This is a genomic window from Comamonas sp. (assembly GCF_009360615.1).
Lineage (GTDB): Bacteria > Pseudomonadota > Gammaproteobacteria > Burkholderiales > Burkholderiaceae_C > Comamonas.
In genome coordinates, this window is the sequence record NZ_SPEY01000061.1 from 1 (window position 1) to 15,900 (window position 15,900).

General features: G+C 64.1%; 14 protein-coding genes. 3 read left to right on the plus strand and 11 right to left on the minus strand.

Annotation, left to right across the window (positions count from 1 at the left end; genetic code table 11):
- Window positions 1–32 precede the first annotated feature (32 nt).
- Window positions 33–1,229: an amino acid aminotransferase gene (locus tag E2583_RS16530; RefSeq protein WP_291597313.1), complete on the plus strand. Its 1,197-nt coding sequence runs from the start codon at window positions 33–35 to the stop codon at window positions 1,227–1,229.
- Between the two features lie 191 nt (window positions 1,230–1,420).
- On the opposite strand, the gene ygiD is transcribed toward E2583_RS16530, so the two are convergent.
- Entirely contained in the window at window positions 1,421–2,344 is a 924-nt protein-coding gene (gene ygiD, locus E2583_RS16535; protein WP_291597358.1) for a 4,5-DOPA dioxygenase extradiol, read from the minus strand.
- Between the two features lie 251 nt (window positions 2,345–2,595).
- Between ygiD and E2583_RS16540 the strand changes: the two genes are divergently transcribed.
- On the plus strand, window positions 2,596–3,486 hold the full coding sequence (locus E2583_RS16540) for a CoA transferase (RefSeq protein WP_291597314.1): 891 nt from the start codon (window positions 2,596–2,598) through the stop codon (window positions 3,484–3,486).
- 26 nt (window positions 3,487–3,512) lie between these two features.
- Here the strand turns inward: E2583_RS16540 and E2583_RS16545 are convergent, their stop codons facing one another.
- The 3 genes from E2583_RS16545 to E2583_RS16555 form a co-directional block, all read right to left on the minus strand.
- Entirely contained in the window at window positions 3,513–4,535 is a 1,023-nt protein-coding gene (locus E2583_RS16545) for an aldo/keto reductase (protein ID WP_291597315.1), read from the minus strand.
- Between the two features lie 533 nt (window positions 4,536–5,068).
- Window positions 5,069–6,016 (minus strand): alpha/beta hydrolase, encoded by a 948-nt coding sequence (locus E2583_RS16550; protein WP_291597316.1) that lies wholly within the window; start codon window positions 6,014–6,016, stop codon window positions 5,069–5,071.
- A gap of 54 nt (window positions 6,017–6,070) precedes the next feature.
- Window positions 6,071–7,531, minus strand: coding sequence for a flavin-containing monooxygenase (locus E2583_RS16555; protein WP_367158600.1), 1,461 nt, complete (start codon window positions 7,529–7,531; stop codon window positions 6,071–6,073).
- Between the two features lie 227 nt (window positions 7,532–7,758).
- Between E2583_RS16555 and E2583_RS16560 the strand changes: the two genes are divergently transcribed.
- On the plus strand, window positions 7,759–8,775 hold the full coding sequence (locus tag E2583_RS16560; RefSeq protein WP_291597317.1) for an AraC family transcriptional regulator: 1,017 nt from the start codon (window positions 7,759–7,761) through the stop codon (window positions 8,773–8,775).
- 124 nt (window positions 8,776–8,899) lie between these two features.
- Here E2583_RS16560 and E2583_RS16565 read toward each other — a convergent pair whose 3' ends face one another.
- From E2583_RS16565 to E2583_RS16595, 7 genes are all read right to left on the minus strand, one after another.
- Window positions 8,900–9,859: a Gfo/Idh/MocA family oxidoreductase gene (locus E2583_RS16565; protein WP_291597318.1), complete on the minus strand. Its 960-nt coding sequence runs from the start codon at window positions 9,857–9,859 to the stop codon at window positions 8,900–8,902.
- A gap of 89 nt (window positions 9,860–9,948) precedes the next feature.
- Window positions 9,949–10,818 carry a class III extradiol dioxygenase subunit beta gene (locus E2583_RS16570; RefSeq protein WP_291597319.1) on the minus strand — a complete coding sequence of 290 codons (870 nt, stop codon included), beginning with the start codon at window positions 10,816–10,818 and terminating at the stop codon, window positions 9,949–9,951.
- Window positions 10,819–10,821: 3 nt separating this feature from the next.
- Window positions 10,822–11,280, minus strand: coding sequence for a protocatechuate 4,5-dioxygenase subunit alpha (gene ligA, locus E2583_RS16575; protein WP_291597320.1), 459 nt, complete (start codon window positions 11,278–11,280; stop codon window positions 10,822–10,824).
- 81 nt (window positions 11,281–11,361) lie between these two features.
- Window positions 11,362–12,279 (minus strand): amidohydrolase family protein, encoded by a 918-nt coding sequence (locus E2583_RS16580; RefSeq protein WP_291597321.1) that lies wholly within the window; start codon window positions 12,277–12,279, stop codon window positions 11,362–11,364.
- Between the two features lie 180 nt (window positions 12,280–12,459).
- Window positions 12,460–13,143, minus strand: coding sequence for a 4-carboxy-4-hydroxy-2-oxoadipate aldolase/oxaloacetate decarboxylase (ligK, locus tag E2583_RS16585; RefSeq protein ID WP_003075867.1), 684 nt, complete (start codon window positions 13,141–13,143; stop codon window positions 12,460–12,462).
- Between the two features lie 132 nt (window positions 13,144–13,275).
- Entirely contained in the window at window positions 13,276–14,304 is a 1,029-nt protein-coding gene (locus E2583_RS16590) for an amidohydrolase family protein (RefSeq protein WP_003067554.1), read from the minus strand.
- Between the two features lie 39 nt (window positions 14,305–14,343).
- A complete protein-coding gene (locus E2583_RS16595; RefSeq protein WP_291597322.1) occupies window positions 14,344–15,741 on the minus strand; it encodes an MFS transporter in 1,398 nt (465 codons plus the stop codon).
- Window positions 15,742–15,900: the final 159 nt, after the last annotated feature.

Consider the following 15,900-nt stretch of genomic DNA (forward strand, 5'->3'; position numbering starts at 1 on the left):
CTGACTTATTTCCATCCCTCAAGGATTTTTTCATGTCTCTGTTTACCGCCGTCGAAATGGCCCCCCGCGACCCCATCCTGGGTCTGAACGAGCAATTTGCTGCTGACGCAAACCCCAACAAAGTGAATCTGGGCGTGGGCGTGTACTTCGACGACAACGGCAAGCTGCCCTTGCTGGAGTGCGTGCAGGCCGCCGAGAAGGCCATGATGGAAAAGCCCACCGCCCGTGGCTACCTGCCCATCGACGGCATTGCCGCCTATGACAACGGCGTCAAGGCCCTGGTGTTCGGTGCCGAGTCCGAGGTGGTCAAGTCCGGTCGCGTGGCCACCGTGCAGGCCATTGGTGGCACCGGCGGCCTGAAGATCGGCGCCGACTTCCTGAAGAAGCTCAACCCCAACGCCAAGGTCCTGATCTCCAACCCCAGCTGGGAAAACCACAAGGCCATCTTCACCAACGCAGGTTTCGAAGTCGGCACCTATGCCTACTACGATGCAGCGACCCGCTCCATCGACTTCGCCGGCATGCTGGCCGACCTGAATGCGGCCGCTGCCGGTACCGTGGTCGTGCTGCACGCTTGCTGCCACAACCCCACCGGCTACGACATCACTGCCGCCCAGTGGGATGAAGTGATTGCCGTCGTCAAGGCCAAGGGCCTGGTCGCGTTCCTGGACATGGCCTACCAGGGCTTTGGCCACGGCATCGCCGAAGACGGCGCCGTGATCGGCAAGTTCGTGGCCGCAGGCCTGAACATCTTTGTCTCGACCTCCTTCTCCAAGAGCTTCAGCCTGTACGGCGAACGCGTGGGCGCCCTGTCCGTGGTGGCATCCGACAAGGACGAGGCCGCTCGCGTGCTGTCGCAGCTGAAGATCGTCATCCGCACCAACTACTCCAACCCGCCCACCCATGGCGGTGCCGTGGTGGCAGCGGTGCTGAACAACCCCGAGCTGCGCGCTCTGTGGGAGAAGGAGCTGGGTGAGATGCGCGTACGCATCAAGGCCATGCGCCAGAAGCTGGTCGACGGCCTGAAGGCCGCCGGCGTGACCCAGGACATGTCCTTCATCACCACCCAGATCGGCATGTTCTCGTACTCCGGCCTGTCCAAGGATCAGATGGTGCGTCTGCGCTCCGAATTCGGCGTGTACGGCACCGACACCGGCCGCATGTGCGTGGCGGCGCTCAACAGCAAGAACATCGATTACGTCTGCAAGGCCATCGCCGCCGTGATCTGAGTCCACGATTCGGGGCCTGCCCCCCCTGAAAGCCAAAGAGCAACGGATGAAAGTCCGTTGCTCTTTTTTTAGGGTGGCGTCAATGTCTGCAGAATATTTGATAGCTTCCAGCGCTCTTCACGTATTGTTTTCAGATTAAAAATCATCCGAAAACCTTGTTTATCAAACGCAGCTAGCTATCAAAATATTTATCAGGTGCTCAATCCCCAGATGGCCGAGCGCATGGACAGCGCCGCATACTGGTAGGCCGTGTTGAACACACGCGGCGCTTCGCCCTCCTGCACGGCCCCTGCCGCATACAGCAGGGGCAGATAGTGGTCGTGCGTGGGATGGGCCAGACGGGCCTGGGGGCCCCATTCCAGAAAGGTGCTCAGATCGGCCAGATTGCCGCTGTCCAGTCGCTGCTGGACTTCGGTATCGAACTGTATCGTCCAGTCATAGGCCTGGTTGTCGCTGGCACTGCGCTGCATGGCACGCAGGTTGTGCACGATATTGCCGCTGCCCACGATCAGCACGCCGCGGTCGCGCAGCGCACGCAGCTGGCGGCCCATCTCGAAATGCTTCTCGGGTGCCAGTCCATAGGGCATGCTCAGCTGCATGACGGGAATGCGGGCCTCGGGGAACATGGGCAGCAGCACCGACCAGGTGCCGTGATCAAAACCCCACTTCTGGTCCACCAGCAGCGCCGAGCCGTCCAGCGGCGACTGCAGTTCGGCGGCCAGTTGCCTTGCCACCTCGGGCGCACCGGGAGCGGGATATTGCTGATCGAACAGCTCTTGCGGAAAGCCGCCGAAGTCATGAATCGTGCGCGGCTGGGCCATGCCGGTCAATGCCCAGTCGGACTCGGTCAGCCAGTGGGCGGAAACGCAGAGAATCAGCTGCGGAGCAACGCCTCGGGCCGTCAGCTCCTGGCCCAGGGCCTTCCAGCTCTGGCGCCAGTGCGTGTCCTCGATCACATTCATGGGGCTTCCGTGCCCCAGGAACATCACCGGCATGCGCGGCGACGGCTTGAGCTGCTGCAGCAGCTGCTCGGGCAACAGGGAAGAAGTGGAGTTCATGGAAAAAGCCTTCCAGCCCCCGCCGGCGGCCAGCACGGAGGCTGCGCCCAGGGACAAAAGCGTACGTCTACGCATCTCGGTCAATCGAACGCACCTCCAAGAGGCGCTTTTTTACGGACAGGGCAAGCTTGCCACAGCGCAACAGTGCCCGAAAGCATCGCCACCGCAACAGACTGTCCTGAAAGTGCCAGGGTCGGGGCCCGACTTGCACTACAACGGCCATTGCCCGATGGGCTTCGCTTCCAGCAAACGGAAACCATACCGGCGCCCCCAGGCCTGCACAAGTCCAGACAAGGAATATCCGCCTCATGCCCAGCTCCGCCATTCAACCCCTGCAAGGAACTCGCATCCTCAGCCTGGCCCTCAACCTGCCCGGCCCCGCCGCTCTGTGGCGCTGCGCCGGCATGGGAGCCGACTGCCGCAAGCTCGAGCCTCTGGCCCCCGGCGCAGACCGCAGCGCCGACCCCATGGGCCTCTACTGTCCCGATGCCTACGCGCAGATGCATGACAAGGTGCAAACCCTGCAGGCCGATCTCAAGACCGCCGAAGGTCAGGCCAGCCTGCACGCCCAGCTGGCACAAACCGATGTGCTGTTGACCTCGTTCCGCCCTTCTGCCCTGAGCAAGCTGGGCCTGGGCTGGGAAGCCCTGCAGCAGCGCTACCCCCGACTGTCGCTGGTGCGCGTGGTCGGCAGTGCGGGCGAGCTGGCCGATGTCCCCGGCCACGATCTCACCTATCAGGCCGAAGCCGGACTGGTGCACAGCACCGCCCTGCCCCCCAGCCTGTTTGCCGATATGGCGGGAGCGCTGATGGCCAGCGAGGCCGTGCTCCAGGCCGTGCTCGTCAGCGGCCGCAGCGGGCGTGGCATCCTGCGCGAGGTCGGCCTGGCCCAGGCCGCGCAATGGCTGGCCCTGCCCTGGCACTGGGGCCTGACCCAGCCCGTGGGCGATGTCGGCGGCGCCCATGCGGGCTACCGCATCTACCCGTGTGCCGACGGCATCGTGGCCGTGGCCGCGCTGGAGCCTCACTTTGCCCAGCGCCTGTGCGAAGCCGCAGACCTGCTCTTCAGCCACCCCACCGACATGCGCAAGCCCGAGATCCATCAGGGCGTGGCCCGGTTTCTGGCCGCGCGCAACTGCGCGCAGCTGATGCAGCTGGCGCAGGACAGGGACATTCCGCTGCACGCCCTGCCCGCCTGAGCCACCAGAGCGATCAGCCATCCGCCTCAGGCGGGGCGCTGTTCAAACGCGAACTTCTCGGTATCGACCTCGCCCTGGCCTTGCAGCGCATAGCGGTCGCCGGCAATGGCTTCGGGCTTGAAGATGTCATCGAGCTCGGCCAGCAGCCCGGCGTCGAGATGGACGCGGCCGCCGCGAATGTCTTCGTGCAGATGCTCCACGCTGGTGGTGCCGGGCAAGGCAATCACATGCTCGCCCTGGTGCAGCACCCAGGCGATGGCCAGCTCGGCCAGCGTGCAGCCGGCCTTGTCCGCCACGGCCTGCATGGGGATGAGCAGGCGCAGATTCTGCGCGTAGGCCTCGCCGGCAAAGCGCGGCATGGAGGCTCGGATATCTCCCTTGACCAGGTTGTCCACCTGCTGCAGCTTGCCGCTGAAGAAGGCTCGGCCCATGGGACTGAAGGCCACATAGGCAATGCCCAGCTCCTTGCAGGCGGCGAGCGTTCCGAGCTCCGCATTGCGCGACCACAGCGAATATTCGCTTTGCAGCGCGGCAATCGGATGCTCCTGGTGCGCGCGGCGCAGCGCATCGGTGCCGACCTCCGACAGACCCAGGGCGCGAATCTTGCCCTCTTCCTTCAGGCGCGCCATCTCGCCCACCGACTCTTCGATGGGCACGTTCCTGTCCCAGCGATGCAGGTAGTAGAGATCGATCACATCGGTGCCCAGGCGCTTGAGGCTGTCTTCGCAGTTCTGGCGCAACGTCCTGGGACGACCGTCGATGACGCGGCGCATCACGCCGTCTTCGCCGCGCACGCCGGCCATGCCGCACTTGCTGGCCAGAGTGATGTGGTTGCGATGGGGCTTGAGCACGGGACCGATCAGCGATTCGCTGGCGCCAAAGCCGTAGAGAGCGGCAGTGTCGAACAGGGTCACGCCCGCATCCAGGGCCGCATGCAGCACGGCATGCGACTGCTCGGTGGAGACGGGATTGCCGTAGGCATGGCAGAAATTCATGCAGCCCAGCGCCACATTGGCGACGCTGAATGGGCCGATTTTGCGGTTTTCCATTATCTTTCCTTATGCATCCAGGGCCTTGAACCGGGCCAAGCGCGGGCGCAGGCCGCTATCTATGCCGGGGCACCATTATTCCAGCAGCCGCGCTCGGTTTCGTGCGTCGATGATGCCAAGCCCCGCGGTGTGCACATCCAGATCCGGCACCGACCCGCTGCAGCGCCAGGCACAGGCGTACAGGCGTATAGGCGCCCGCTTGCACCGTCCGAGCACCCGGGGCCCGGGCACTTGAAATACCGCAATCGACCATGTCGGATCGCTGCGACGCGCAACCGGGCACTGTGCTTCAGAGCACTCCAGCGCAAGGCCTGGACGGGTTAGAGCTTCAGGAAGAACAATGCACCTGTGCATTCATGGGTTATCGCCCTGCCCACGACTGAATCCAGATTCGGCACGGACTGTCTTTGCCTGGGCTCGCGCGGGATTGGGGCGTTGAGCGGCAATGCGAAGATGCCTGGGCCTCTCTCCTGTGGTCTGAGACACCTTGCCCATCACAAAGGCTTCATTCCCGCGATGTCTCCTTGGTTTGCTCAGAGGGCGGACGCCCGGAGCAGCGCGGCAAAGCGCTCGATGCTGTGCGTGATGATGGCCTGCGCGCCTGGCGACCAGCGGCCCATGTCGAAGAAGCCATGGATCATGCCTGCACCTTCAATCAGCTCGGCCTGACCGCCCGCAGCACGCAGCGCCTCGGCGTAGGCCGCGCCCTGATCGCGCAGCGGATCGAACTCGGCATTCACGATCACGGCGGGTGGCAGGTTTGCCAGGCTCCTGGCCTGCAGCGGTGCCAGTCGCGGGTCCAGCGCATCGGGGCAGGCGCCGGCGTAATGGCGGTAGAACCAGGCCATGGTCTCGGCTTCCAGGAAATAGCCCCTGGCGTTCTGCTCGGCGCTGGCGTACTCGGCGGCGGCGTGGTCTACCGCGGGGTAGATGAGGAATTGGGCAGCCAGGGAAATGCCCGCATCGCGCAGCTGCTGCGCCACCACGGCGCAGAAGTTGCCGCCAGCGCTATCGCCGGCCACGGCCACGGTGGCGCTGCCCCCCAGCTCAGGCGCATTGGCGACCACCCAGCGGGCGGCGGCCACGGCGTCCTCTATGCCTGCGGGGAAGGGGTGCTCGGGGGCCAGCCGATAGTCCACCGACACCACCACGGCCTGCGCGTCACGGCAGATCTCGCGGCAGATATTGTCATGCGTGTCCAGGTTGCCGATGACATAGCCTCCGCCGTGAAAATAGGCCACGGTGGGAAAAGGCCCTGCGCCTTCGGGCGTGTAAAAGCGCGCTGCCACAGGGCCTGCACCGCCGGGCACGGTCATGTCCTGCACGTTGCCCACGGGCACGATCTGCTCGGGCGTGAGCGAGCCACGGGTCAGCGCCAGATAGCCGGCACGGCCCTCTTCGGGTGTGCCTTCGGCGGTGGATTTCCTGTTGGCAGCGGCCAGCGTCTGCAGCACACCGGCCAGATGGGGATCGAGAGCCATGGGTGAAGTCTCCTGTCGTAATAAAGATCGAGGCAAGGGATACGGGGGACGGGCCTAGCGATAGGCCAAGGCATCGTCCTGCAGCGATGCAGCAGACAGAACCACGCGCTCTTCGGCGTACTCCATGTCGTGCCTCCAGGGGTGGCGGTCACCCTGGCCGAACATGGCATCGCGTGCACGCAGCACATAGCCGGCGTTGAAGTTGTCGGCCTCGATCCACGACAGGCGCCGCATGCCGGCATCGGCTGCGGGGACGGTGGGACGCACCTCGGCATGGCCATGCTCGTGCATATGGGCAAGCAGCCGGCACACCCATTCGCACACCAGATCGCAGCGCAGCGTCCAGCTGGAGCGGAAGTAGCCCTGGGTGTAGGCCATATTGGGCATGCCCTCGATCATCACGCCCCGGTAGGCGATACGCTCGCGAAAATCCACCGCAGCGCCATCCACGCTGAAAGCAATGCCGCCGAACCGCATGAGATTGAAGCCCGTGGCCGTAACGATGATGTCGGCGTCCAGATGCGCTCCGCTGGCCAGCTGGATGCCGCCGGCGTCGAAGTTTTCTATGGTGTCCGTCACCACCGAGGCCTTTCCCTCGCGCATGGCCTGGAAGAAGTCGCCGTTGGGCACCACGGCAATGCGCTGCTGCCAGGGGCGGTAGCCTGGGTTGAAGTGCCTGTCGATGTCGAAGCCCTCGGGCAGGTGCGAACGGATCTCGCCAAGCAGAAAGGCGCGCATCGCCTCGGGGTGCTGCCTGGAGGTTTGCACGATCTCGTCGGTGCGCGCGATGAAGGCACGGCGCATGATCTCGTGGTACCAGTCCTCGGGCAGGTTCAAAGGCTTGAGCAGCGGCACCAGCGGGTGCTCGGACGAGGGCATGAAGAAGGTGGGCGATCGCTGCAGCATGGTCACATGACCGGCGACCGGCGCAAGGCTGGGAATCAGCGTGGCCGCCGTGGCTCCCGAGCCTATGACCACGATGCGCTTGCCCGTGCAATCCAGCGCCTGCGGCCAGTGCTGCGGATGAATGACCTGCCCCTTGAAGTCCTTGAGCGTAGGCCACTCGGGCGTATAGCCCTGGCCGTGGTCGTAATAGCCCGCGCAGACCCAGAGAAAACCGGTGGTGAAGGTCTGCACCTCGTCCGAGCCGCTCTGGGTGACTTGCAGTGTCCAGCGCCTGTCCTCGGACGACCAGCAGGCGGACTGCACCTTGTGACCGTAGCGGATCAGCGGGGCCAGATTGTTCTCCTCGATGGTGTCTGCCAGGTAGCGGCGAATCTCGTCCGCCGTGGCAATGGCATTGCCCGTCCAGGGCTTGAAGCCGTAACCGTAGGTGAACAGGTCGCTGTCCGAGCGCGCACCCGGGTAGCGGTGCGTCCACCAGGTGCCGCCGAAGCCGTCCATGGCTTCGAAGATGGCCAGGCTGCGATCCGCGAACTGCTCACGCAGGTGGCGGGCCGCACCGATGCCGGAAATACCGGCACCGATGATGAGAACGTCGAAATGCTGTGCCATGCCGGGTGTCTCCTGCTTGTCTGCTGGGGCGCGAGCCGACAGGAATGCAGCGAGCGCGGCCTTGAGGTGAATCTCCAGCCCGGACCGGCTTGCGTCAACCATGTCTGTCACGCAGCCATGCTAGGCCTACCCCTCTGGCACAACTTGTGTTTGCGCGACAGGATTTTGATGTTGAACGACATGCAGTACATACCCCGATGCCTGCCAAGCCCGCTGATTCCGCCGTCATGACCCGTGTCCGCGCCGCCTCGCTCGCGGGCTTTGAAGACCTGGTGCGCGCGCAGGGCGGCGACCCTGCCGCCCTCCTCAGCGCCTGCGGCCTGGTGCCTGAGGACCTGGCCGACCCCGAGCGCTACCTGCCCGGCCATGCCGTGGCCCTGGCCATAGAAGAAGCCGCCCGCGTGCTGGGCGTGCATGATTTCGGGCTGCGCCTGTGCGCCCGGCAGGGTGTGGAAACTCTGGGCCTGCTGGGGCTGGTCATACAGTCAGCTCCCACCATCCGCGAGGGCATGATGCAGGGCGGCAAGTATGTCCGCTTCCACAACCCCACCTTGAGCTACAGAACTTTCATGGAGCCCGACGAAGGGCTGGAATGCGTGGAAGTGCTTTCGCACCTGAGCCCCCACGACCCCATGCCCCAGGGCACGGAAATCTGCGTGGCCTATATGTGCCGCCTGATCCATGTGCTGTCCGAAGGCGCATTGCGCCCAGCGGCCATCCATCTGCGCCATGCCCCCGTGGGCAGCAGCGCCCAATACCGACGGCACCTGGGTCAGTTGCCGCGCTTTCGCTCCCGCTTTGACGGCATTGCCATCGACCCGCTGGCGTGGCGTCAGCCCATGCCTCGACACAACCGGCTGCTTCAGCAGTTTGTCGAACGTTTCCTGCTGGGAGCAAGGCCGGGCGGAGAAACCAGCGTGACCGACCAGGTTCGCGGCGCGCTCGCGAATCTGGTTCGTGTGGGCATGGCCGACCTGCCCTCGGTGGCTCGCGCCCTTGGCCAGCACCCGCGTACCCTGCAGCGACGCCTGCAAGCGGAAGGCGCAGCCTTCGAGGAACTGCGCGATACCGCGCGCCGGGACTGGGTGGCCCAATTGCTGGCGCAGCCTGACCTGAGCCTGGGCCATATTGCGCAATTGCTGGGGTATTCAGACCAGGCCGTGCTCACCCGAGCGTGCCAGCGCTGGTTTGGCCAATCCCCGAGTCGACTGCGCCATCGTTCACGGCGGGAGAGCACGGCATAGGGGCAGATCCGGCCAGACAGGCTCCCGACACCGATCGCCTTGCGCCGCGACAGAGACTGGGCGGAATGGGACAGGCGCCCGCAGCCGCCGGCTGCGGGCAAGCGTGCGCAGAACCGCCAACCAATCAGTCCGCGTTCAGCTGCTGCTCCAGCTCGTGCAGGACCTTGTAGCAGTTGAACACCTGCTGCACGCTGGAGTTGGGTTCGCGGCCTTCCCGGATGGCGGCGAAGAACTCACGGTCCTGCAGCTCGATGCCGTTCATGGACACGTCGACCTGGGACACATCGATCTTCTCGTCCTTGCCGTTGTACAGATCGTCGTAACGGGCCAGGTAGGTACCGGTGTCGCCGATGTAGCGGAAGAAGGTACCCAGAGGGCCGTCGTTGTTGAACGACAGGCTCAGCGTGCAGATCGCGCCGTTGGCGGCCTTGAGCTGGATGCTCATGTCCATGGCGATGCCCAGATCCTTGTGGATCGGGCCTTGCACGGCGTTGGCCTTGACGATGGGGCTGCCGGCCTGGTAGGCGAACAGGTCCACTGTGTGGGCGGCATGGTGCCACAGCAGGTGGTCGGTCCAGCTGCGGGCCTGGCCCAGCGCATTCATATTGGTGCGGCGGAAGAAGTAGGTTTGCACATCCATCTGCTGGATGTTGAACTCGCCGGCTTCGATCTTCTTGTGCACCCACTGGTGGCTGGGGTTGAAGCGGCGGGTGTGGCCCACCATGGCCACCAGGCCGGTCTGCTTTTGCAGCTCGGCCACTTCCTGCGCGTCCTTCAGTGCGTCGGCCAGAGGGATCTCGACCTGCACGTGCTTGCCGGCCTTCATGCAGGCGATGGCCTGCTCGGCGTGCATCTGCGTGGGCGTGCACAGGATCACGGCATCGACTTCGGGCAGCGCCAGGCTTTCAGCCAGATCGGTTGCCACATGTGCGATGCCGTATTTGTCGGCCACTTCCTTGGTCTGGTCAAAGCGGCGACCGACCAGGGAGACGACTTCCACGCCGTCGATGTTCTTGATGCCGTCCAGGTGCTTGATGCCGAAGGCACCCGCGCCAGCCAGCGCTACTTTGATGGTCTTGCTCATGATTGGGATCTCCGTAGAGCCGCCTCAAGGAGGCGAAGCCCCCCACAGGAGGGCAGTGAATACGCGAAGCAGCGAACGTGGTGAAACGTTCACTGATTCTCGAGGATCAGATGGCCCACCGCGGTGTTCGATGCGGGCACATGGTAGAAGCGGTGCGCCACCTTGGGCAGCGGTGCGGGGCCGTCCACATCGGACATGGCGCCGCGCGCAATCAGCCACATCACCAGCTCGATGCCTTCCGAGCCGGCTTCGCGCACATAGTCGATATGCGGCATCTGCGCCAGACCGTGCGGATTCTCGATCAGCAGGTCCAGGAAACGGTTGTCCCATTCCTTGTTGATCAGGCCCGCGCGCGCGCCCTGCAGCTGGTGGCTCATGCCGCCCGTGCCCCAGATATGCACGTTGATGTCCTGGTCGTAGCTCTCCACCGCCTTGCGGATGGCGCGGCCCAGGTTGAAGCAGCGCTGGCCGGTGGGCACGGGGTACTGCACCACGTTCACGGCGAAGGGAATCACCGGGCAGGGCCAGGAGCCGGTCTTCGGGTCCTGCTCGCCGCACATCAGCGACAGCGGCACCGTGAGACCGTGGTCCACGTCCATCTTGTTGACAATGGTCAGGTCGAAGTCCTGCTGAATGACGGACTGGGCAATGTGGCTGGCCAGGTCGGGATGGCCGACCACCTTGGGCACGGGACGCGGGCCCCAGCCTTCGTCGGCGGGCTGGAATTCCGCAGCCGTGCCGATGGCGAAGGTGGGAATGCAGTCCAGGCTGAAGGCCGTGGCGTGGTCGTTGTAGACCAGGAAGATCACGTCGGGCTTGTTGTCCTTCATCCACTGGCGCGAGAAGTCATAGCCCTTGAACAGGGGCGCCCAGTAGGCTTCCTGGGTCTTGCCCATGTCCATGGCGGCGCCGATGGCAGGCACGTGCGAGGTGAAAACGGATGCGGTGATGCGTGCCATGTCTTACTTGCCTTCCTGGTTCTGGTTGCCTGCGCTGCGAGCACTGCCTTGTGGCTGGCGGTGCGCCTGTGCGTCGCCGTCCTCTCCCACGTAGCGGTTGCCTTCGGCAGAGCGACCTCCGCCCATCATCATGGCGCGGTATTCCTCTTCGGTCATTCCGGTCATGGAGCCCGCCATCTGCTGGAAGCTCTTGCCGTCGGTGGCGCCGATCTTGGCCAGGAAGTAGATGTTGCCGCCGGTGCGCATGCACCAGTTCAGGTCGCGCGCCAGCACGGCCTGCTTCTGCTCCTCGGTCATCGCCCACTCGTCGAGATAGGCGCGCTCGTCGGCACGGAAGCGCTCGCGGTTCTCGGCCTTCATCAGGCTCATGCAGAACTGGTTGAGCCAATAGCCCTTGCGGGACTGTTCGGCATCGAAAATGATGGTGCCGGGCACGTCCAGATACGGTTTTTCCAAAGCCATAAATTCTCCTCGTTACGGATGGCGCAGCCCATGCGACAAGGCTGCGGCCTGTTTCCGGGTGTATGTATCGCCGGAACTCCGTCAGGCCTCTTCGGGCCAGTACAGACGCATGGGGTTGTCCACCAGCAGCTTTTGCTGCAGCTGCGCGGTGGGCGCGATATGCGGAATGAAGTCCACCAGCAGGCCGTCGTCGGGCATGTGGTCCTTCAGGTTGGGGTGCGGCCAGTCCGTGCCCCAGAGCACGCGATCAGGGAATTCCTCGACCACGCGGCGCGCGAAAGGCACCACGTCCTGGTAGGCGTTCTGCTCACCATGAAGCGCCTTGGGGCCGGTGACGGACAGGCGCTCGGGGCAGGACACCTTGCTCCACACGTTCTGGTGCTCGCGCATGAACTTCAGGAACAGGGCGAACTCTTCGCTGTCCACGCCCTTGCTGACGTCGGGCCGCCCCATGTGGTCGACCACCACGGTGGTGGGCAGCGCGGTGAAGAAGTCCCACAGCTCGGGCAGGTCCACGGCTTCGAAATAGATCACCACATGCCAGCCCAGCTTGGCGATGCGCCCGGCGATCTCCATCAGCTCGTCCTTGGGCGTGAAGTCCACCAGACGCTTGACGAAGTTGAAGCGCACGCCGCGCACACCGGCGTCATGCAGCTCCTGCAGTTCTGCATCGCTGATGGAGCGCTTGACCGTGGCCACGCCACGGGCCTTGCCGCCCGAGGACTTGCAGGCATCGACCATGGCGCGGTTGTCCGCACCGTGGCAGGTGGCCTGCACCACCACATTGCGTGCAAAACCCAGGTGGTCGCGCAGCGCAAACAGCTGGGTCTTGCTGGCGTCGCAGGGCGTGTACTTGCGCTCGGGGGCAAAGGGGAACTCGTTGCCGGGGCCGAACACGTGGCAGTGCGCATCCACAGCGCCGGCAGGCAGCTTGAACTGGGGCTTGCTGGGGTTGGCATACCAGTCCAGCCAGCCGGGGGTCTTTTCAAATTGGCTCATTTGTCTTTTCCTCGATAGTCTGTGAGTGGGCCATAGCCGCCAATACTGGCGCCGCACAACTCAGAGATGCCAAGCAAGAGCCGCCTCGCAGCGAGGGCATCGCCCCCCCCCCCGCATTGCGAAACAAAGCGAGAGAGGGGGACGGCGCGGGGCCGCCTAAGCGAAGCGACTCAGGGGGTGTTAGTCAATATATTTCAGGCCGGCCTTTTCCAGGGGCTCGCGCATCTTGTACATATCCAGGCCCAGGACGCCCGAGGCCAGCTTGGCGCGCTTTTCGCCTTCGAAGCTTTCGCGCTTCTGGGCAGCGGCCAGCACTTCCACGGCACGCGCGGCGGGCACGCAGACCACGCCGTCGTCGTCGGCCACGATCACGTCACCGGGCGTGACCAGCATGCCGGCGCAGACGATGGGGATGTTGACCGAGCCCAGGGTGGCCTTGATCGTGCCCTTGGAAGAGATGGCCTTGCTCCAGACCGGAAAGTCCATCTCCTGCAGCGTCTTCACGTCACGCACGCCGGCATCGATGATCAGCGCGCGTGCGCCGCGCGCCTGGAAGCTGGTGGCCAGCAGGTCACCGAAGTAGCCGTCGGAGCACTCGGCGGTGACGGCAGCGACCACGATGTCGCCGGGCTGAATCTGCTCGGCCGCCACATGCATCATCCAGTTGTCGCCGGGCTGCAGCAGCACCGTGACGGCCGTGCCCGAGACCTGCTTGCCGGCATAGATGGGGCGCATATAGGGCTTGAGCAGGCCGACGCGGCCCATGGCCTCGTGCACGGTGGCGGAGCCCAGGGCGGCCAGGCCGTCAGCAGCAGCGCGGTCGGCGCGCTGGATATTGCGGTAGACAACTCCCAGTTCGTACATGGAAATACCTCTTTGCTTTGACGTGATTGATTAGAAAAGTGAGCTGACATCGCTTGCAGTCAAGCAGATGCGTAGAGATCTATTAGTGAAACCTTTTCACATCAGGCGCTAGCAGCTCTCTTTTCTGAGAAGTTACAGACCCTTGGCCTTCAGCGCCTTGTCCAGACGCGTGAACACGCGGCGGGCGTTGCCTTCGTACACGGCGTGCTTTTCATCGGCCGTCAGGTTCTGCGTGGCTTCGATGTAGCGCTTGGTGTCGTCGTAGTAGTGACCGGTCTGCGGATCGATGCCGCGCACGGCACCGATCATTTCGCTGGCGAACAGGATGTTCTTGGTCGGAATCACTTCCGTCAGCAGATTGATGCCGGGCTGGTGGTAGACGCAGGTGTCGAAGTAGATGTTGTTGAGCAGATGCTCTTCCAGCAGCGGCTTCTTCATCTCCTGCGCCAGACCGCGGAAGCGGCCCCAGTGGTAAGGCACGGCGCCGCCGCCATGGGGAATCAGGAACTTCAGGGTCGGGAAGTCCTTGAACAGATCCGAAGTCAGGCACTGCATGAAAGCCGTGGTGTCGGCATTCAGATAGTGGCTGCCCGTGGTGTGGAAGCAGCTGTTGCAGCTGGTGGAGACGTGGATCATCGCGGGGATGTCGTACTCCACCATCTTCTCGTAGATGGGGTACCAGCTCTTGTCGGACAGCGGGGGCGAAGTCCAGTGGCCGCCCGAGGGGTCGGGGTTCAGGTTGATGCCGACGTTGCCGTACTGCTCCACGCACTTGACCAGCTCTGGGATGCAGGTTGCAGGGTCCACGCCGGGCGACTGGGGCAGCATGGCGGCGGGGATGAAGTGGTCGGGGAACAGCTCGCTGACGCGAAAGCACAGCTCGTTGCAGATGGCGGCCCAGGTGCTGGAGGTCTGGAAGTCACCGATGTGGTGCGCCATGAACGAGGCACGGGGGCTGAAGATGGTCAGATCGGAACCACGCTCCTTCATCAGGCGCAGCTGGTTGGTTTCGATGGTCTCGCGGATTTCATCGTCGCTGATCTTCAGATCGGCCACCGACGGGGTCTTGCTCGGGTCCTTGAGGCCGGCGATCTGCAGATCGCGCCATGCGCCCAGGGCCGCAGGTGCCGTGGTGTAGTGACCGTGTACGTCAATGATCATCTTCAAGCTCCGTTCAAAAAAATTCGTCAATCAACAGGTTCAGTGCGCGCCGCCCAGGCCCAGCATGGAGGTGCGGGGCGCTCCACCGGCATAGCGGTTCTTGACCAGCAGCGCCAGCGCGGCGATCACACCGGGGATGGCCACCACCATGAAGACCTGCGGCAGCTCCAGGTGACGGCGCGACAGCTCGGCCACCAGGAAAGAGCCGGCAATGCCGCCGAAGCGGCCGATGCCCAGCATCCAGGACACGCCGCTGGCGCGGCATTCCGTGGGGTAGTACTCGGCAGCCAGCGCCTGCATGGACGACTGTGCCGCATTCATCAGCAAACCGGCGATGAAAACCGAAGCCACCAGCATGCCCACGCCACCGCCGAGCACCTGGCCGATGAACGCCACGCCCAGACTGGTCAGGAAGTAGCCCGTCGCGATGATCAGATTGGCATTCCAGCGGTCCATCAGCAGGCCGACAAAGATCGCGCCCACGCCGCCGAGCTGGAACAGCGCGGCAATCACGGCTGCCTGGCTGGGAGGCACGCCCGCCTCCTTGAACAGCACAGGCATCCAGTTGACCAGGCCGTAGACGATCACCAGGCCCATGAAATAGGTCACCCACAGGGCCAGCGTGCCGATCAGATATTTCTGCGAGAACACCAGACGCAGACCCTGTGGGCCCTGCTGCGCCTGGGCAGCCGCCTCGCCGCCGTCGTTGAGCACGAAACGCGCGGCATTGCGGGTGCCGGCGGCGATGCGCACCATCACCTTGCGAACGCGGTCGGCCGAGTAGTTCTTGAGCACCATGAAGCGCACGGACTCGGGCAACATCACGATCATCAGCACGGCCAGGATCAGGGGCACCACGCCGCCCACGATCAGCAGGCTGCGCCAGCCGAAATGCGGAATCATCCAGGCCGCGATAAAGCCGCCGAAGGCCGAGCCGATGGGGAAGCCGCAGAACATGCAGTTGGTGATGAAGGAACGCTTGCTGTCAGGGCAGTATTCATTCATCAGCGTGATCGCATTGGGCATGGCAGCGCCCAGACCCAGGCCGGTGATGAAGCGCCAGATGGTCAGGCCTTGCAGGTCGTGCACCAGGCCGGAAGCAATCGAGGCACCGCCCATCACCACCGAAGCGATGATCAGCACGGTCTTGCGGCCCACGCGATCCGCCAGCGGCCCCGCGCCCAGTGCGCCGAACGCCAGGCCGAACAGGGCGGCGCTCAGCACTGGCCCCAGATGGGACTTGTCGATGCCCCATTCGCCCAGCAGCGAAGGTGCGATGAAGCCGATGGCGGCGGTATCAAAGCCATCGAGCAGAACAATCAGAAAACAGAGGAAGAAAATCCCCCACTGAAAGCCCGAGAACGGGCTCTGGTTGAGCACGGTCTGCACGTTGACGACCGTCGGGTCGGTGTTCTGTTTGCTAGTTTGCGAAGTCATATTTGGAATCTCAGTTGCCTCTCTTTGTCGCCTCTATCTCCTGTCTCGCGGCTGGCGCCAAAGCCTCGAAGGCATCTGGTACGTCCGTCACGAAAGGGCTATGACTGCCCTTTTGCTGGATGGGGTGCAGTGACCAGGCCCCCGCCTGGGCACGAATCA